This window comes from Streptomyces purpurascens (assembly GCF_045040895.1).
Taxonomy (GTDB): Bacteria; Actinomycetota; Actinomycetes; order Streptomycetales; family Streptomycetaceae; genus Streptomyces; species Streptomyces purpurascens.
Window position 1 is genome coordinate 7824605 of record NZ_CP108341.1, and the last position, 17294, is coordinate 7841898.

Here is a 17294-nt window from a genome sequence, read left to right on the forward strand (position 1 = left end):
GAGCGCCTGACCTGAGAAAAGACGTAGCGGAGGCTGAACAGGGGCAGGCAAGGAGCCGTATTACCCGGCATCCCCGGCAGCCAACAGCGGGGGAGCAGACGCGCCGCACCTGGAGGGTCGTCCGTTGTTCAGCATCACCGTCCGCGATCACATCATGATCGCCCACAGCTTCCGTGGCGACGTCTTCGGACCTGCGCAGCGCCTGCACGGGGCCACGTTCCTCGTGGACGCCACGTTCCGGCGCGAGCAGCTGGACGAGGACAACATCGTCGTCGACATCGGGCTCGCCACCCAGGAACTCGGAGCCGTTGTCAGCGAGCTGAACTACCGCAACCTCGACAACGAGCCTGACTTCGCCGGTGTCAACACCTCCACGGAGTTCCTCGCCAAGGTCATCGCCGACCGGCTCGCCGAGCGCATCCACAAGGGGGCGCTGGGCGAAGGCGCCAAGGGCATCGCGGGCCTGTCCGTCACCCTGCACGAGTCGCACATCGCCTGGGCGAGTTACGAGCGTGCGCTGTGACCGACACGACCATCGAGCGGCCCGGGCAGACCGGACCGGCACGCCTGAACTATGTTCCGGTGCAGCACGCCGCCCTGAAGAACGCCGAGATCATCCCCATGTCCCTGCGCACCGTGCACTTCGTGCTCCCGGGCGGCATCGACGACCCGGCGGCGCCCAGCGGCGGCAACGCCTACGACCGGCGCGTCTGCCTGGACCTGCCCGGCTTCGGCTGGCAGGTCACCAAGCACGCCGTCGCCGGTGACTGGCCCCGGCCGGGAGCGGCGGCCCGTACGGAACTGGCCCGCGCCCTGAGCGAACTGCCGGACGGTGCCGCCGTCCTGCTCGACGGCCTGGTGGCCTGCGGGGTCCCGGAGATCGTCGTGCCGGAGGCGGAACGGCTGTGCATGGCCGTCCTCGTCCATCTCCCGCTCGGCGACGAGACCGGGCTCGACCCGGTCGTGGCCGCCGAACTGGACGCCAAGGAGCGGGCGGTGCTGCGGGCGGTGCCTGCGGTGATCGCCACCAGCGACTGGGCGGTCCGCCGTCTGGTCTCCCACCACGGCCTTCCCCCGGAGCGGGTCCACGTCGCGGCCCCGGGTGCCGACATCGCACCCCTCGCGCCCGGCACCGACGGTGTCTCGCGTCTGCTGTGCGTGGCCGCCGTGACCCCGCGCAAGGGGCAGCACCGGCTGGTGGAGGCGCTGGCCACGGTGACCGACCTGCGGTGGAGCTGCGTCTTCGTCGGCAGCCTCACCCAGGAGCCCGAGTACGTCGCCCATCTGCGGTCCCTCATCGCCGAGCACGGCCTCGAGGACCGGCTGGAGCTGGCGGGCCCGAAGTCCGGCGCCGCACTCGACGCCAGTTACGCCACCGCCGACCTGATGGTCCTCACTTCCTACGCCGAGACCTACGGCATGGCCGTCACCGAGGCACTGGCCCGGGGCATCCCGGTCATGGCCACGGATGTGGGCGGGCTTCCCGAGGCGGTCGGCCGCGCCCCCGACGGCGGCGTGCCCGGCATTCTCGTCCCGCCGGAGAACCCCGCCGCCATCGCCGCCGAACTGCGCGGCTGGTTCGGCGAGGCGGATGTACGGCGTCGCCTCAAGGCCGCCGCCCGCAGCCGCCGCGCCTCCCTCGGCGGCTGGGCGACGACCGCACAGAGCCTGGCGGCGGTACTGCGCCGGCTTCCGACCGAACCCCGGAGGGCCGCATGACGAACCCGGCGACGACCCAGCAGAGCGGGGCGATTCCGACGCAGCCCGGACCCAGAGAGGCCGCCGAGTCGAAGGAGGCCGTCATGACGGCGGACGCCACGGCTCCGAAGCCGGGTGGCACCGTGTCGGCACCGGGTGACGCGGTGATCGCGTGGGCCGGTGACGCCGTCCCCGACGGCGCCGTCATCCCGGGGGCCGGCCCCAGTGGCACACCCGGCTCGCGGCCCACCGTGAAGCTGCGCGAGGCCGACCCCGACGATCCGCCCCGCTACGCGCCCGAGTGGCTGGAGCTGCGGGAGCCGGCCGACGCCGCCGCGCGGGCGCACGACCTGCTCGACCCGCTGCGCATCCGGCTCGCCAACCTGCCGGGGAAGTCGGGCGGTGTCGCCATCCACGACCTGGGCTGCGGCACCGGGTCGATGGGCCGCTGGCTCGCTCCCCGCCTGGACGGTGCCCAGCACTGGGTCCTGCACGACCGCGACCCCTACCTGCTGCACTTCGCCGCCGTCGCCTCCCCGCGTTCGGCCGCCGACGGCAGCCGGGTCTCGGTGGAGACGCGGCGCGGTGACGTCGCCCGCCTCACGCCGGACGCGCTGAAGGGCGCGTCCCTGGTGACGGCGTCCGCGCTGCTGGACGTCCTCACCCGCGAGGAGATCGACACCCTCGCCGCCGCCTGCGCCGGAGCCGGCTGCCCCGCCCTGCTGACACTGTCCGTCGCCGGGCGCGTCGAACTGACCCCGTCCCACCCGCTGGACACCGAGATCGCCCAGGCGTTCAACGAGCACCAGCGCCGCGACGGCCTGCTCGGCCCGGACGCGGTCACGGCGGCGGCCGAGGCGTTCTCCGAACAGGGCGCGACCGTACGGCTGCACCCGAGCCCCTGGCGGCTCGGCCCCGAGCAGGCCGCGCTCACCGAACAGTGGCTGCGCGGCTGGGTCGGCGCCGCCGTCGAGCAACGCCCCGACCTGCGTGATCGAGCCGACGCCTATCTGACCGAACGCCTGGCCGCCTGCGCCGCCGGCGAGTTGCGCGTCCTCGTCCACCACACCGATCTCCTGGCCCTGAGCCGTCCGGCGGGCGGAGCGTCATGAGCCCCCAGGCGACGGGGACACGTCCGCGACCGACGTCCCTCGAGAGCGACCGGCTGCCCCGGAGCGGCGACAGCGGGAGTCCGCTCGGGGAACCCGATGCCCCGGCACCGGAGGCTTCCCGCCCTGCCGGTTCCCCGTCGCCCGGCCCGATCCGGGCCGCCCTGGCCCGGATCGGCTCCCGCAAGGTCCGTACGCATCTCGGCACCCTCGCCGGGATCGCCATCCTCGGTGTGCTGTTGTGGCGGCTCGGTACCGGTGTCTTCCTGGACGGGCTGAGCCGGATCGACGGGACGTCGTTGCTGCTGGCGCTCGGGATCGGGCTCGTCACCACGGTGTTCAGCGCGTGGCGGTGGGCGCTGGTGGCCCGGGGGCTCAGGATCCGGCTGCCGTTCGGACCGGCCGTCGCCGACTACTATCGCGCGCTGTTCCTCAACGCGGCGCTGCCCGGCGGCGTCCTCGGCGACGTGCACCGGGCGGTCCGGCACGGGCAGAGCGAGGGTGACCTGGGCCGGGGCGTGAAGGCGGTCGTTCTCGAACGGGCCGCCGGGCAGATCGCGCTGTTCGCCGTCGGGGCCGTGGTGCTGCTGACCATGCCGTCCCCGGTGCTGGACGAGGCCCGGCACATCGCCCCGCTCGCGGCCCTGGCCGCAGTGGGCGCCCTCGCCGTCGTCCTCGCCCTGCGCATGAACCGGGCGGCGCCCTCACGCCGGGGCCGGAAGCTGCGCGGGGCCCTCGCGGAGGCACGCGAAGGGCTGCTGTCCCGCCGCAACGCGCCCGGAGTCATTGTCTCCTCCGTGGTCGTTCTGGCAGGTTACGTGGCCATGTTCGTACTCGCCGCCCGCGTCGCCGGGACCACCGCCTCGGTGGCCGTCCTGCTGCCGCTCGCGGTCCTCGCGCTGCTGGCGATGGGACTGCCGCTGAACGTCGGCGGCTGGGGGCCGAGGGAGGGCGTCACCGCCTGGGCGTTCGGCGCCGCGGGTCTGGGCGCCGGCCGGGGACTCGCCGTCGCGGTCGTCTACGGGGTGCTCAGCCTCGCGGCGAGCCTGCCCGGCCTGATCGTGCTCGTCGCCCGCTGGTACACGGGCCTGCGCGGCCGGTCCCGGGCCGCCGCGAACGACTACCCGTCAGCCCCGTCGTCCGCGGAGGTCAGCATCGAGAAATACGCCCCGAAGGAATCCGCGAGGCTCGCCAGGAGTTCCTTCCCTTTTTCCGCCGAACCCAGCGAAGGACGGCCGATGACACCGGAATCGGTATAGCCGGACATGCCGAGGGTGAGCAGATGACGCCGGTCGTCAGCGACGAAATCGGAGGTCTCATAGCCGGGTCGGAGCATTTCGGGATGAGCGTGCAGAAGGATGGAGGTTTCTATTTCCCCCGCGTGCATGTCGGTGAGGAGCGAGGTGACCACACCCGCCCGTTCCCGCGCCTCCTCCCAGTCCTCCGGGGCCGGGAAGAGCGCCATCCGCTCACCGCGGGCGGAGGACTCCTGAACGACGTTGCCCAGTACGTAGTTTCCGCCGTGCCCGTTGACCACCACCAGGGCCTCGACGCCGGACCGGCGGAGCGAAACCGCAATGTCCCGTACCACCGCATGAAGGGTCACCGAGGAGATGCTGACGGTCCCCGGCCAGGCCGCGTGCTCGTGCGAGCACGAGATCGTCACCGGAGGAAGGAGGTGCACCGGGTACGCGCCGGCTATCTCCCGCGCGACGGCACAGGCGACGAGTGTGTCGGTCGCCAGCGGAAGAAACGCACCGTGCTGCTCGAAGCTCCCCACGGGAAGCACCGCGACCTGCCGTGAGACACCGGCGCCCCGCGCCCGTACGTCTTCCGTGGTGTCCGCCGGCACCAGATCACTCATAACGTCACGGCCTTTCGTCTCTGCTTAGGAACTCGAGAATCATGACAGAAAAAATTGGTGTACTCGGCAAGAAGTCACCGCAGCAGACCGGCGTGGAACGCGTCGTGAATGCGCCCTTGCCCACCGTGTACGGGAAATTCCAGGCGGTCGGCTACCTGGACCACGACCGCGGTGACGAACAGGTGGCGCTGGTCTACGGCGAGCTCGGCACGGACGACGTTCTCATCCGGCTGCACTCGGAGTGCCTGACCGGCGACGCCTTCGGCTCCCAGCACTGCGAGTGCGGCGACCAGCTCGACGCCGCCCTGCGCGCGGTCGTCGCCGAGGGCGCCGGTGTCGTCGTCTATCTCAGAGGGCATGAAGGCCGTGGCATCGGCCTGCTCGCCAAGCTGCGCGCGATGGCCCTGCAGGCGGAGGGCCTGGACACGGTGGAGGCCAACCTCGCCCTGGGACTGCCGGTCGACGCCCGCGACTACGGTGTGGCCGCCCGGATCCTGGAAGACCTGGGCGTGAAGTCCGTCCGCCTGATGTCCAACAACCCGCGCAAGCGCGATGCCCTGGTGAGCCACGGCATCAAGGTCGCCGAGCAGGTGCCGCTGCTGATCCCGCCGTGCGAGAACAACATCACCTATCTGCGGACGAAGCGGGAGCGTCTCGACCACCACCTGCCCCATCTGGACGCGGTGGTCAGCTCCTCCTGAGGCACCGGGTGCCCGCAGGGGCGGGCTCCGGTTCTCCTCGGCGTGACCTGGGCGCATTCGTGCGCGACCCGTGGGCGGGCCGCGTACGCTTCGTGGACGTCAGCCCCTTGAGCGTCGGCCCTCAGCGGCCGACGCCTCACGTCCGGAGGCCCCCCTGGTATGAGCGAGCTCCATCTGTGGCTGCGCCACGAGGCCCGAACGACCGAGCGACGCACACCGATCGTGCCCGACGATGCCCGGCGGCTCGTCGGGAACGGAGTGGACCTGACCGTCGAGGAGTCCCCCCAGCGGGTCTTCCCGATCGAGGAGTACGAGGCGGCCGGCTGCCGCGTCGCGCCCGCGGGCTCCTGGGTGACGGCGCCGCGGGACGCCGTCGTGCTCGGCCTGAAGGAACTGCCCGCAGGTCCCGCGGAACTGACGCACCGGCACATCTTCTTCGGCCACGCCTACAAGGGCCAGCCGGGAGCAGCCGATCTGCTGGGCCGGTTCACCGCCGGGGGCGGGACGCTGTTCGACCTGGAGTACCTGGTGGACGACACCGGGCGGCGCCTCGCCGCCTTCGGTTTCTGGGCCGGCTATCTGGGCGCCGCCCTCGCGGTGCTCCAGCACCGGGGCCGGCTGCGGGCACCGCTGACGCCCACCACCAAGGAGCAACTGGACGAGACCCTCAAGCCTGCCGCCGACGACGCCGAGTTCACCGGCCTGGTCATCGGCGCCCTGGGACGCAGCGGCCGCGGTGCCCGCGTGGCGTTCGCCGCCGCCGGGGTCGACCCGGCCTGCTGGGACCTCGCCGAGACCCGCGACCTGGACCGCCGCGCCCTGCTGGAGCACGACGTGATGGTGAACGCGGTGCTCGCCACCACCCCTGTCCCGCCCTTCCTCCGCGATCAGGACCTCGACACCCCGGACCGCCGGCTGCGCACCCTGTGCGACGTGACCTGCGACGTCGGCTCCCCGCTCAACGTCCTTCCGGTGTACGACGACACCACCGACTGGGACGAGCCCGTACGCCGGCTGCGCGCCGAACCTCCGCTCGACCTGATCGCCATCGACAACCTGCCCTCCCTGCTGCCGCTGGAGTCCAGCGCCGACTTCTCGGCCGCTCTCTATCCCCAGCTGCTCGACTTCGGCGTCGCCGGGCCCTGGGGACGCTGCCTGGACCGGTTCCGTCAGGCCTGCCGTGAACACGGACTCGACAAGGGGGAGTTCCATGACCACTGACCCGGTACCCGCGAGCGGCACCGTCCACTGGATCGGCGCCGGCCTCTCCACCGGCAGCGGGCTGGCCGCGCTGTGCGACACCGCCGAGCGCGTACGGCTCTGGCACCGCACCGAGAGCCGCGCGGCCGAGGCCCTCGACCGGCTCGGGCTCGCCGGACGGGCCGAGCCCCGTGCGTACACGCTGTCCGCGCTCGCCGCCGAACTCGCCCCCGGTGACGTCGTCGTGTCCATGCTGCCCGCGCCGGAGCACGCGCCGCTGCTCGCCGAGTGCGTGGGGCGGGGAGCGCACTTCGCCTGCTCCAGCTATGTGTCCCCGGCGGTGCTGGAGCAGGTGCCCGCCGCCGAGAAGGCCGGCGTCGTCGTCCTCACCGAGTCCGGGCTCGACCCGGGCATCGACCACCTCTTCGCGCACGCCCTCGTCGCCCGGGCCCGGGACGCCATCGGCGACGGGACGCCCGCGTCGTACACCCTCACCTCGTACTGCGGCGGTGTCCCCGCCGTCCCGAACGACTTCACGTACCGCTTCAGCTGGGCACCCGCCGGCGTTCTCAACGCCCTGCGCTCCCCGGCCCGTTACATCGACGGCGGTGCCGAGACGGTCGCCGACCGTCCGTGGGAGGCGACCCGGCGGCATGTCGTCGAAGGGGAGACGTTCGAGGTCTATCCCAACCGCGACAGCGTCCCGTTCGTCGCGCAGTACGAGCTCCCCGACGCCTGGACGCCGCGGACGTTCGTACGCGGCACCCTGCGTCTGGAGGGCTGGCTGCGGGCCTGGGACGGCGTCTTCGAGGAGCTGAAGAGGGGCGACGACACCAGGATCGCCGCCCTGGCCCGGGAGCTGGCCGACACCTACCCCACCACGGACGAGGACCGCGACCGGGTCGTTCTCGCCGTGTCGCTGGAGGTACGGGCCGGGACGGAACGGACCTGGGCCGGCGGCTACCTCCTGGACCTGGTGGGTGACGCGGGGGAGAGCGCGATGGCCCGCTGTGTCTCGCGCACCCTCGCCCTGGGCGTCCGCCACGTCCTGGACGGATCCCTGCCGCCGGGCCTGAACCGGGCCGCCGAGACGGCGGCCCGGTCCGAACAGTGGCTGCGTGAACTCACCCAGGACGGCGTCGAGTTCACCCTGCGCGTCGACCAGTAGCGGGGCTCAGCCCGACAGGGCCTCGTGGACCAGCCTCTTCAGGTCCCGGAACACCGTGTGCGAGGACCGGGGCCGCACCTGAGTCATGAACTGCACCGTCAGGTCGCGGCCCGGGTCCACCCAGAACGTCGTCGTCGCCACCCCGCTCCAGCCGTAGGCGCCGAGTCCGGACGGCACGAGTGTGCGGGACGGGTCGATCACCACGGAGCAGTTGAGGCCGAAACCGACCCCGTCGTTACCCGGCTCGTCATGGGCCGGACGGCTGCCGAAGGCGCGCAGATCGGCCCCGCCGGGCAGGTGGTTGCGGGTCATCAGGTCCACGGTCCCGGGTGCGAGGAGCCGGACGCCGTCCAGTTCGCCGCGGCGGCGCAGCAGTTCCATGAAGCGGTGGTAGTCGTGGGCGGAGGCCACCATGCCGCCGCTGCCCGACAGGAACCGCGGCCGGCCGCGCAGCGGCAGCCCCGGGATCGGCTCGATGCCGCCGCCCTCCTTCTCGCCGTACATCTCCGACAGCCGGGGCGCCTGCTCGTCCGTGACGTGGAAGCCCGCGTCCGCCATGCCGAGGGGGCCGAAGACCCGCTCGGCGCAGAACACGTCGAGCGGCTGCCCCGACACGACCTCGATGATCCGGCCCAGGACATTGCTGGCCACCGAGTAGTTCCACTCGGTGCCCGGCTCGAACTGCAGCGGCAGACTCGCGTACACCTCGATGGTCTCGGCCAGGTCGGCGCCCGGCGGCACCGACGACTCCAGGCCGGCCGCGCGGTACAGGGCGTCGACGGGGTGGGTGTGGTAGAAGCCGAAGGTCAGACCCGAGGTGTGGGTCATCAGGTGCCGGACGAGTATGGGGCCGTCGGCCGGGCGGGTCCGTACGTCGGCCCCGGAGCCGCCTACGTACACGCGGGGCTCGGCGAAGGCCGGCAGATGGTCGGCGACCGGGTCGTCCAGCGACAGCCGGCCCTCCTCCACCAGCAGCAGTGCGGCGACCGCGGTGACCGGCTTCGTCATGGAGTAGACCCGCCACAGCGTGTCGGGCTCGACCGGGAGCCCGGCCGCGATGTCGCGCAGCCCGTGCGTCGCGAGATGTGCGACGCGTCCGGCGCGGGCGACGGACACGAGGAAGCCGGGAAGCCGCCCCTCGTCTACCAGTCTGGCGAAGTGCCGGTCCATGTCGTCCAGCACCCGCGGATCCAGCCCCGCCTCACCCGGATCGACCTCTTGCCGCAGCTGTGCCATCGCTCTTCCTCCGTCGCGCTCGTCGAGGTGAGATCCGGCATACCCCGCCCGGACCGCCCCCGATCCCCTCGTGATGCGGGAACCACCCATGATCGCGCAGGAACAGGTGGACGACCGCGCTCACCGGTACCGTCGGAACGGGACGGCCAGAGCCCGTTCGAGAGTCAGGCCCGACACTCCGGAGAGCGCCTCATGAGGATCCACATCACCAGTGTCTTCGTCGACGACCAGGAAAAGGCCCGGAGCTTCTACACCGACGTGCTGGGCTTCGTGAAGAAGCACGACGTCCCGGTGGGGACGGACCGGTGGCTGACCGTGGTCTCGCCGGAGGATCTCGACGGGACCGAGCTGCTGCTCGAGCCCTCGGGTCATCCGGCGGTGCAGCCGTACAAGACGGCGCTGGTCGAGGACGGCATCCCGGCCGCCTCGTTCGCCGTGGACGATGTCCACGCGGAGTTCGAGCGACTGCGCGGGCTCGGGGTGCGGTTCACGCAGGAGCCGACGGAGATGGGCCCGCTCACCACCGCTGTGCTGGACGACACCTGCGGCAACCTCATCCAGATCGTGCACACCAAGTCCTGAGAGACGCGACCTAGGCCGCGAGGTGCAGGTCCGATGGCCGATGGCCCCCGTGGCGGTCGGCTTCCTAAGCTGCGGGACGGGTCGCCGTCGCAGCCCAGGACGCCACGAGAAGAGGTCGCCATGCCCGTGAACGGTCGTAGCCACATCCGTATCGCCCGTCCCTCCCGGGACCTCGCCGCGGCCGAGCGGTTCTGGCGTGAGGGGCTCGGGCTCGATGTGGTGTGGCGGGCCGAGGGCGGGGGCGAACCAGGGGAGCACGACCTGCTGATGCTCGGCTGGCCCGACGCCGACTGGCATCTGGAGCTCGTGCACGAGGCCGCCCGCCCGGTCGAGCCCCGCCCCACCGAGGAGGACCTGCTGGTGATCTACGCCGACGGCCCCGTCCCGGACGACCTCGTCGCCCGCTTGGAGCAGCACGGCGGAAAACGGGTGGAGTCGCCCAACCCGTACTGGAACGAGTGGGGCGTCACCGTCGAGGACCCCGACGGCTACCGGCTCGTGCTCTGCCGCCGGGGCTGGTCCAACAGGTGAACTCGACGGGGCCGTGGATCGACTCCCTCAGGGGCGCGGGGAACCGCGCGATCAGCCCCTGGTGGCCTCAGGCTGTCACCTTCTCCGGCCGGACGGCTTCGCGGGCGGCACGCTCGCCGAGCACCTCCGTGGGAACCCGGTGCGTCTCCCGCGCCGTCACCGCCGCGATCACCGGCGGCACGCACAGCGCCGCCGTGAACAGCGCCACCGCCGACCAGTCGTCGCCGCCCGGCCCGGCGATCTGCGCGGCGAACGTCACCGCGAAACCGGCCGCGGCGAAACCGATCTGCGTGCCGATGGCCACGCCGGACAGCCGGACCCGGGTCGTGAACATCTCGCCGTAGAAGGCGGGCCACACCCCGTTCGCGGCGCTGTAGACCACGCCGAAGCAGAGGACGCCGGTCAGGAACGTCAGCGGGTAGGAGCCCGTGGAGACGGCCCACAGGTACAGGAACATCGTCACCGCGCTGCCGGCCGCGCCGATCAGGAACACCGGGCGGCGGCCGATCCGGTCGGACAGCGTGGCCCACAGCGGGATCGCGGCGAGCGCGACGACATTGGCCAGGGCGCCCACCCACAGCATGGCGGTGCGCGACATGCCGACCGCGTCGCTGGTGGCGTACGCCAGCGCCCACACCGTGAAGATCGTGCTGACCGAGGCGATGAGCGCGCCCGCGATCACCCGCAGCACATCCGCCCAGTGCTCGCGCATCAGCACCACCAGCGGCAGCTTGACGACGCCCTCCTCGGCGGCCTGCTGCGCGAAGGCCGGGGTCTCGTCCAGCTTGCGCCGGATGACGTAGCCGACGACGGCGACCCCGACGCTCAGCCAGAACGGCACCCGCCAGCCCCACGACAGCAGCTGCTCCTCGGGCAGCGCGGCGACCGGGATGAAGACCAGCGTGGCGAGCAGCTGGCCGCCCTGTGTGCCGCTGAGGGTGAAGCTGGTGAAGAAGCCGCGCCGGCCCGGCGGCGCGTGTTCCAGCGTCATGGAGTTGGCGCTGGCCTGTTCGCCCGCGGCCGAGATGCCCTGGAGCACCCGGCACAGCACCAGCAGGACCGGGGCGAGGGTGCCGACCTGGTCCCGGGTCGGCAGACAGCCGATGAGGAACGTCGACAGGCCCATCAGCATCAGCGTGAAGACCATGATCTTCTTGCGGCCGAGCTTGTCCCCGAAGTGGCCGAGGACCAGCGCGCCGACCGGGCGGGCGGCGTACGCGACGCCGAACGTGGCCAGCGACAGCAGGGTCGCGGTGGCCGGGTCGGACTCGTCGAAGAACACGGCGGGGAAGATCAGCGCGGCGGCACTGCCGTAGATGAAGAAGTCGTAGTACTCCAGTGCGCTGCCGATCCAGGCGGCGGTCGCGGCTTTCCTGGGCTGACCGGGTGGGGCTGCGGCCCCTTGGGGCGTGGCGGGGACGGACACGGCGGCTCCTTAGCGGGCTCCACCCTAGGTGGAGTGAGACGAACGGCAAGCAGAGAGGGCGGGCCGGATCGCGGCTAATTAACCCACTGGGTAGTTAGTAGGGGATGGCCAGTGATGCTGCGCCCGCGTGCCGTCGGTGTCAAGAGGTTGTGCGCCGGACGTTCAGTCCGCCGTGCGCTCCGCCGTGAGATACGCGATCACCATGTCGCCCAGCATGGCGCGGTAGTGCGCGCGCTGCGCCGGGTCCAGCAGATCGCGGCCGAACAGCGCGCCGAAGGTGTTCCGGTTGGAGACCCGGAAGAAGCAGTAGGAGGAGATCATCGCGTGCAGGTCGACGGCGTCGACGTCGGCCGTGAACAGGCCCGACTCCTGGCCCGACGCCAGGATCCGGCGGATCACGTCCAGGGCGGGGGAGCCGATCTTGCCGAGCTTCTCGGAGGCGGCGATGTGCTGGGCCCCGTGGATGTTCTCGATGCTGACCAGGCGGATGAAGTCCGGGTGCTGCTCGTGGTGGTCGAAGGTCACCTCGGCCAGGCGCCTGATCGCCGCCACGGGGTCCAGATGCTCGACGTCGAGCTGCTGCTCGGCCTCCCGGATCACGCCGTACGCCCGCTCCAGCACGGTCGTGAACAGCTGTTCCTTGCCGCCGAAGTAGTAGTAGATCATCCGCTTCGTGGTGCGGGTGCGGGCGGCGATCTCGTCCACCCGGGCCCCGTCGTAGCCGGCGCGCGCGAACTCCTGCGTGGCGACGTCGAGGATCTCGGCCCGGGTGCGGGCGGCGTCACGGATGCGCTCGCCGGGACGTGCCGGTTCTTCGACGCTGGTCATCAGGTTCCTTCGGGCGGAGGGGCCGGTGCCGGTGATTGTAGAAGCAGGGGCCCGCCCGCCCATGGGGTCTTCCCGAGCCCGTCCTCGGCTGATATAGCTAACGTACTAGTTCGTACATTAGTGAGCTGCTCGGGAGGCCCGTGTGCCCAAGGACTCGTATCTCGTCGGACTGATCGGTTCCGGCATCGGCCCCTCGCTCAGTCCGGCGCTGCACGAGCGGGAGGCCGACCGGCAGGGCCTGCGCCTGCTGTACCGGCTCATCGACATCGACCCGCTCGGGGTGCCGCCCGAGGCGGTGGGCGATCTGGTGCGGGCCGCCCGCGACCTGGGCTTCGACGGGCTCAACATCACGCATCCCTGCAAGCAGCTCGTCACCGAGCACCTGGACGCGCTCGCCCCGCAGGCCGAGGCGCTGGGCGCGGTCAACACCGTCGTCTTCGAGGACGGCCGCGCCGTCGGCCACAACACGGACGTCACCGGATTCGCCGCGTCCTTCGCGCGCGGGCTGCCCGACGCTCCGCTGGAGCGGGTCGTGCAGCTGGGCGCCGGTGGCGCGGGCGCGGCCGTCGCGCACGCCACGCTCACCCTCGGCGCCGAGCGGGTCACCGTCGTCGACGCACTGCCCGAACGGGCCGCCGCCCTGGCCGGCTCCCTGAACCGCGCCTTCGGCCAGGGCCGTGCGGCCGCCGCACCCCCGGAACGGCAGGCCGAGCTGCTCGCGCACGCCGACGGCATCGTCCACGCCACGCCCACCGGCATGGCGGCCCACCCGGGCCTGCCCCTGCCCGCCGACCTGCTCCACCCAGGGCTGTGGGTCGCCGAGGTGGTCTACCGCCCGCTGGAGACCGAACTGCTGCGCACCGCCCGCGCGCTGGGCTGCGCCACGCTCGACGGCGGCGGCATGGCCGCCTTCCAGGCCGCCGACGCGTTCCGCCTGTTCACCGGGCGGGAACCCGACGCCGCGCGGATGCTGACGGACCTGACCGAACTGGCCGGGGTCGTAGGCGCACCGAACTAGGAAGAGGTACCGACCGTGCGTACGTCCATCGCCACCGTCTCCCTCAGCGGATCCCTCACCGGGAAACTCGATGCCGCCGCCCGGGCCGGCTTCGACGGGGTGGAGATCTTCGAGAACGACCTGCTGGCCAGCCCCCTCACCCCCGAGGACATCCGCGACCGCTGCGCCGATCTCGGCCTGACCATCGACCTCTTCCAGCCCATGCGGGACATCGAGGCCGTGCCCGAGGCCGAGTTCGCCCGGAACCTGCGGCGGGCCCGCCACAAGTTCGAGCTGATGCGCAGGCTCGGCGCCGACACCGTCCTCGTCTGCTCGAGCGTCTCCCCGCAGGCGGTGGACGACGACGCCCTCGCCGCCGAACAGCTGAGCCGGCTCGCCGACCTGGCGCGGGAATCCGGCGTCAAGGTGGCCTACGAGGCGCTCGCCTGGGGGCGGCACGTCAGTACGTACGACCACGCCTGGCGCATCGTCGAGGCGGCCGGCCACCCGGCGCTCGGCACCTGCCTGGACAGCTTCCACATCCTCTCGCGCGGCTCTGAGCCCAAGGACCTCGAAGGCATCGGGGCCATCCCCGGCGAGAAGATCTTCTTCCTCCAGCTCGCCGACGCCCCGCTGCTCGCCATGGACGTCCTCCAGTGGAGCCGCCACTACCGCTGTTTCCCCGGCCAGGGCGGCTTCGACGTCGCGGGCCTGGTGCGGCACGTGCTGAGCACGGGCTACGACGGCCCGCTCTCCCTGGAGGTCTTCAACGACGTCTTCCGGCAGGCCGACGCGGGCCCGACCGCCGTGGACGCCCGGCGTTCCCTGCTGGTCCTCCAGGAGACGGTCGGCCGGGCGCCCCTGCCCGACCCCGTCGTCCCCACCGGCGTCGCCTTCGCCGAGCTGGTCACGTCCGACGCCGAGCCTCTCAGCGCCCTGCTCGGTTCCCTCGGCTTCACCCGCACCGCCCGGCATCGCGGCAAGCCCGTCGCCCTGTGGGAGCAGGGCGAGGCCCGGATCCTCGTCAACACCGGTCCGGCGGTCCGCCGGGACGTCACCCAGCTCGCCGCGATCGGGCTGGAGTCACCCGACCCGGCCGCGGCGGCCCGGCGTGCCGAGGCACTGCTGGCCCCCGTCCTGCCCCGCCGCCGCGCACCCGAGGACGCCCCGCTGGACGCGGTCGCCGCCCCCGACGGCACGGAGCTCTTCTTCTGCGCCACCGGCCGCCCGGGCCTGCCCGACTGGCGTGCCGACTTCGAGGACACCGGCCCGGCACCCGCCCCCACGGGCATCCGCCGTATCGACCACCTCGCCCTGACCCAGCCCTGGCACCACTTCGACGAGGCGGCCCTCTTCCACCGCGGGGTGCTCGGCCTGCACGGCCAGGAGAGCGTGGACGTCGCCGACCCCTACGGTCTGCTGCGCAGCCGCGCCGTCACCAACGCCGACGGCAGCGTCCGGATCGCCCTCACCGTCGGCGCCGCGCCCACGGACCAGTCCGTTCAGGCGCAGCACATCGCCCTGGCCACCGACGACGTGATCGCCGCGGCCCGCCGCTTCCGCGAGGCCGGCGGCCGGCTGCTGCCCGTACCCGCCAACTACTACGACGACCTCGCCGCCCGCTTCGAGTTCGCCGACGGCGAGCTGGAGACCTACCGGGACCTCGGCATCCTCTACGACCGTGACGCCCACGGCGTCTTCCGCCACTGCTACACCCGGACCATCGGCCGCGTCTTCTTCGAACTGGTCCAGCGTGACGACGGCTACCGGGGTTATGGCGCCTCCAACGCCCCGGTACGGCTGGCGGCCCAGCACGGGGTGCGGGCCCTCACTGGCGGCTGACGGTCCGGGTGATGCCCGTGACGACCGTCGTGGCGAGGATCCAGCCGGTGAGAACGAGGGCGTAGGACAGCCACTGGTAGCCGTCGGCCGGCGCGAACGCCCCCTCCTGCCCGAAGGAGATCACGGGCAGGAGCAGGTCGAGGGTGTAGAACATCGGGTTGAACTGCGGGGCCTCGTCCGCCTTCAGAGGCTGAGGGTGGTGCAGCGTGTAGGCGACGGAGCCGATCACGAGCAGCGACACCAGCCAGCCCGCGGCCCGCAGGGGTCGGAAGCCGTAGCCGACGGTGGCGTCCTGCACATAGCCCCACAGCCGGCCGTACCAGGGCAGGGTGCCGCGGTGGCGGCGCTGCTTGGCGAGCTGGACCTGGCGGGCGGCGTGGTCGTCGCCGATCCGGCGGTAGGCGGCGGTCAACTGCTCGTAGGCGTGCGGGACATAGCCCTCGCCGTCCCGCTTCAGCATCGCCAGACGGCGCTCGGCGGGCGCGTGCGGTGTGAGGGAGGTGTAGACGAGGCTGTCGAGCAGCACCTCCTCCGGGACCACGTCCGGCTCCAGCCACAGGACGTCCAGCTGGGCGCGGCGCAGGTTGAGCGTGCCCTCCATGGGCGGGCTCTTGCGCAGCCAGACTTCCCCGATGGTGCAGCTGCTCGCCCGCAGCGCGGCGTCACCGGGGTTCGACAGGCGCGCGTGCGACAGGTCGAGACGGCCCTCGATCCGGGCGCCGCGCAGGCCGATCCAGCCGAACACCTCCACGCCGCGCAGCAGGACGTCGCCTTCCACGGCGGCCAGCTCCGCGTCGAGGACGACCTCACCCCTGTCGCCTTCCAGCCAGGCCTGGCCCAGGTCGACGGACCCGGCGACCGACGCGCCCGTCAGGCGCACCCCGCCCCGCGCCCGCAGGCCCGGCGCCGACAGGCCGTCCCCGATGGTCACATGGTTGAGCTGGAGCGCCGGCTGACCGGCGGACAGTGCGCCGATGTCGGCGCGGTCCAGGAAGAGCGCCCCGGCGATCTGTGCGCCGCCGAGCCGTACGGGCCCGTCGAACAGGCAGTCCGACATGCGCAGGACGCCGTCCACCCGCAGGGTGGCGGCGTCCAGCCCGGGCAGGACGGAGTCGCGCAGGTTCAACTGGCGCAGGCGCGCCGCGTACAGCACGGGGACGTTCTCGAAGTAGCAGTGACTCAGGCGCACGGCGTGATCGATTTCGCCGTACTTGAGGTCGAGCGACCCGGTGATCCGCGCACCCCCCAGTCTGAGGGCGGCGGTCTCCCCGTCCTCCTGCGGAGCGCTCAGCAGCAGGGCCCGCAGCACGGCCGCGCGTACGGTCCGTTCGGGGCCCCAGTCCGCGCCCCGCTCCGGATCCTCGTCCGCCGACTCCCGGAAGTCCACGTCCCGCCCGCGCGAGAAGGCGCGCCACACCCGCTCCTCGGCGGGTGTCATATTGTCGATCTCCATCAGCGGGGACTCTGACGCCCCGGCCGGGGGCTGTCAACTCACCCCCGGCCGACGTGCGTTACCGACGTGCGTTACGCCCGCGCGTTCCACTCCGCGATCACGGGCCGGTCGTGCTCGGTCGACAGCCGGCTGACCGTGCCCGTCTCCAGGCGGAACAGCCTTCCCTCGGCCGCGGACAGGCCCAGGCGGCGGGCCGTCAGGGCGCGGAGGAAGTGGCCGTGGGCCACCAGCATCACATCGCCCTCGGGCAGCGCCTCCGCCACCCGGGACAGCACCCGGTCGGCGCGCTCGCCGACCTCCTCGGGGGACTCGCCCGGCCTGCCGTCGGCACCGGGCGGGCCCCCGTCGGTCCACAGGTCCCAGTCCGGGCGGCTGCGGTGTATCTCGTCGCTCGTGACGCCCTCGTAGGCGCCGTAGTACCACTCGTGCAGGTCCGGGTCCCGCACGGCCCCCGTCAGGCCCGCGAGTTCGGCGGTGCGCACCGCGCGGGTGAGAGGGCTCGTGAGGACCAGCGAGAAGGGGCGGCCCGCCAGGAGCGGAACCAGCGACTTGGCCTGTTCCTCACCGCGCGGGGTGAGGGGCAGGTCGGTGAAGCTGGTGTGCTGTCCGCTCCGGCTCCACTCCGTCTCGCCGTGACGGACCATCAGCAGATCGCCCAC

General features: G+C 72.3%; 16 protein-coding genes and 1 pseudogene. 11 read left to right on the forward strand and 6 right to left on the reverse strand.

The features are described from left to right. Positions 1-124 precede the first annotated feature (124 nt). The 4 genes and pseudogenes from OHU35_RS35575 to OHU35_RS35590 form a co-directional block, all read left to right on the forward strand. Entirely contained in the window at positions 125-523 is a 399-nt protein-coding gene (locus tag OHU35_RS35575; protein ID WP_184588322.1) for a 6-carboxytetrahydropterin synthase, read from the forward strand. Further along, positions 520-1719: a glycosyltransferase family 4 protein gene (locus OHU35_RS35580; RefSeq protein WP_405508233.1), complete on the forward strand. Its 1200-nt coding sequence runs from the start codon at positions 520-522 to the stop codon at positions 1717-1719. The genes OHU35_RS35575 and OHU35_RS35580 overlap by 4 nt, the downstream gene beginning before the upstream one ends. Further along, positions 1716-2810, forward strand: coding sequence for an SAM-dependent methyltransferase (locus OHU35_RS35585; protein WP_405508235.1), 1095 nt, complete (start codon positions 1716-1718; stop codon positions 2808-2810). Before OHU35_RS35580 ends, OHU35_RS35585 begins: the two co-directional genes overlap by 4 nt. Then, positions 2807-3844: pseudogene (locus OHU35_RS35590) on the forward strand (lysylphosphatidylglycerol synthase transmembrane domain-containing protein); the annotation flags it as partial. The gene OHU35_RS35585 and the pseudogene OHU35_RS35590, both read left to right, overlap by 4 nt. A gap of 83 nt (positions 3845-3927) precedes the next feature. Here OHU35_RS35590 and OHU35_RS35595 read toward each other — a convergent pair. Next, a complete protein-coding gene (locus tag OHU35_RS35595) occupies positions 3928-4671 on the reverse strand; it encodes a creatininase family protein (protein WP_405508236.1) in 744 nt (247 codons plus the stop codon). A gap of 41 nt (positions 4672-4712) precedes the next feature. Here OHU35_RS35595 and ribA point away from each other — a divergent pair, with 41 nt between their 5' ends. The 3 genes from ribA to OHU35_RS35610 all read left to right on the forward strand — a co-directional run bounded on the left by ribA (position 4713) and on the right by OHU35_RS35610 (position 7740). After that, complete coding sequence (ribA, locus tag OHU35_RS35600) at positions 4713-5372, forward strand: GTP cyclohydrolase II (RefSeq protein ID WP_189726127.1); 660 nt, start codon at positions 4713-4715, stop codon at positions 5370-5372. A gap of 159 nt (positions 5373-5531) precedes the next feature. Continuing rightward, positions 5532-6593: a saccharopine dehydrogenase gene (locus OHU35_RS35605; protein ID WP_405508237.1), complete on the forward strand. Its 1062-nt coding sequence runs from the start codon at positions 5532-5534 to the stop codon at positions 6591-6593. Continuing rightward, positions 6583-7740 carry a saccharopine dehydrogenase family protein gene (locus OHU35_RS35610; protein ID WP_405508239.1) on the forward strand — a complete coding sequence of 386 codons (1158 nt, stop codon included), beginning with the start codon at positions 6583-6585 and terminating at the stop codon, positions 7738-7740. The genes OHU35_RS35605 and OHU35_RS35610 overlap by 11 nt, the downstream gene beginning before the upstream one ends. A 6-nt stretch (positions 7741-7746) precedes the next feature. Here the strand turns inward: OHU35_RS35610 and OHU35_RS35615 are convergent, their stop codons facing one another. Beyond that, complete coding sequence (locus OHU35_RS35615) at positions 7747-8976, reverse strand: serine hydrolase domain-containing protein (RefSeq protein WP_359889400.1); 1230 nt, start codon at positions 8974-8976, stop codon at positions 7747-7749. Positions 8977-9168: 192 nt separating this feature from the next. Here OHU35_RS35615 and OHU35_RS35620 point away from each other — a divergent pair, with 192 nt between their 5' ends. Continuing rightward, positions 9169-9558 carry a VOC family protein gene (locus tag OHU35_RS35620; protein WP_189726123.1) on the forward strand — a complete coding sequence of 130 codons (390 nt, stop codon included), beginning with the start codon at positions 9169-9171 and terminating at the stop codon, positions 9556-9558. Between the two features lie 120 nt (positions 9559-9678). Next, a complete protein-coding gene (locus OHU35_RS35625) occupies positions 9679-10089 on the forward strand; it encodes a VOC family protein (protein WP_359889404.1) in 411 nt (136 codons plus the stop codon). 67 nt (positions 10090-10156) lie between these two features. Here the strand turns inward: OHU35_RS35625 and OHU35_RS35630 are convergent, their stop codons facing one another. Beyond that, positions 10157-11515, reverse strand: coding sequence for an MFS transporter (locus OHU35_RS35630; RefSeq protein ID WP_189726121.1), 1359 nt, complete (start codon positions 11513-11515; stop codon positions 10157-10159). A gap of 162 nt (positions 11516-11677) precedes the next feature. Beyond that, a complete protein-coding gene (locus OHU35_RS35635) occupies positions 11678-12343 on the reverse strand; it encodes a TetR family transcriptional regulator (protein ID WP_405508241.1) in 666 nt (221 codons plus the stop codon). A gap of 142 nt (positions 12344-12485) precedes the next feature. On the opposite strand from OHU35_RS35635, the gene OHU35_RS35640 reads away from it, so the two are divergent. Then, the gene (locus OHU35_RS35640) at positions 12486-13361 is read left to right on the forward strand and encodes a shikimate dehydrogenase (protein ID WP_405508243.1); all 876 of its coding nucleotides are present in this window, start codon (positions 12486-12488) and stop codon (positions 13359-13361) included. Between the two features lie 15 nt (positions 13362-13376). Further along, positions 13377-15182: a bifunctional sugar phosphate isomerase/epimerase/4-hydroxyphenylpyruvate dioxygenase family protein gene (locus OHU35_RS35645; protein ID WP_405508245.1), complete on the forward strand. Its 1806-nt coding sequence runs from the start codon at positions 13377-13379 to the stop codon at positions 15180-15182. Here OHU35_RS35645 and OHU35_RS35650 read toward each other — a convergent pair. Together OHU35_RS35650 and OHU35_RS35655 are read right to left on the reverse strand one after the other, a co-directional pair. Then, entirely contained in the window at positions 15169-16635 is a 1467-nt protein-coding gene (locus tag OHU35_RS35650) for a membrane-associated oxidoreductase (protein WP_189726117.1), read from the reverse strand. The two genes, OHU35_RS35645 and OHU35_RS35650, sit on opposite strands and share 14 nt — an antisense overlap. 71 nt (positions 16636-16706) lie before the next feature. Then, complete coding sequence (locus OHU35_RS35655; RefSeq protein ID WP_189726116.1) at positions 16707-17294, reverse strand: histidine phosphatase family protein; 588 nt, start codon at positions 17292-17294, stop codon at positions 16707-16709.

Coding starts and splice junctions, on each gene's coding strand:
- OHU35_RS35650 (WP_189726117.1), bottom strand. CDS start 16,635: ATGGAGATCGACAATATGACACCCGCCGAGGAGCGGGTGTGGCGCGCC.
- OHU35_RS35620 (WP_189726123.1), top strand. CDS start 9,169: ATGAGGATCCACATCACCAGTGTCTTCGTCGACGACCAGGAAAAGGCC.
- OHU35_RS35585 (WP_405508235.1), top strand. CDS start 1,716: ATGACGAACCCGGCGACGACCCAGCAGAGCGGGGCGATTCCGACGCAG.
- OHU35_RS35635 (WP_405508241.1), bottom strand. CDS start 12,343: ATGACCAGCGTCGAAGAACCGGCACGTCCCGGCGAGCGCATCCGTGAC.
- OHU35_RS35605 (WP_405508237.1), top strand. CDS start 5,532: ATGAGCGAGCTCCATCTGTGGCTGCGCCACGAGGCCCGAACGACCGAG.
- OHU35_RS35595 (WP_405508236.1), bottom strand. CDS start 4,671: ATGAGTGATCTGGTGCCGGCGGACACCACGGAAGACGTACGGGCGCGG.
- OHU35_RS35610 (WP_405508239.1), top strand. CDS start 6,583: ATGACCACTGACCCGGTACCCGCGAGCGGCACCGTCCACTGGATCGGC.
- OHU35_RS35625 (WP_359889404.1), top strand. CDS start 9,679: ATGCCCGTGAACGGTCGTAGCCACATCCGTATCGCCCGTCCCTCCCGG.
- OHU35_RS35615 (WP_359889400.1), bottom strand. CDS start 8,976: ATGGCACAGCTGCGGCAAGAGGTCGATCCGGGTGAGGCGGGGCTGGAT.
- ribA (WP_189726127.1), top strand. CDS start 4,713: ATGACAGAAAAAATTGGTGTACTCGGCAAGAAGTCACCGCAGCAGACC.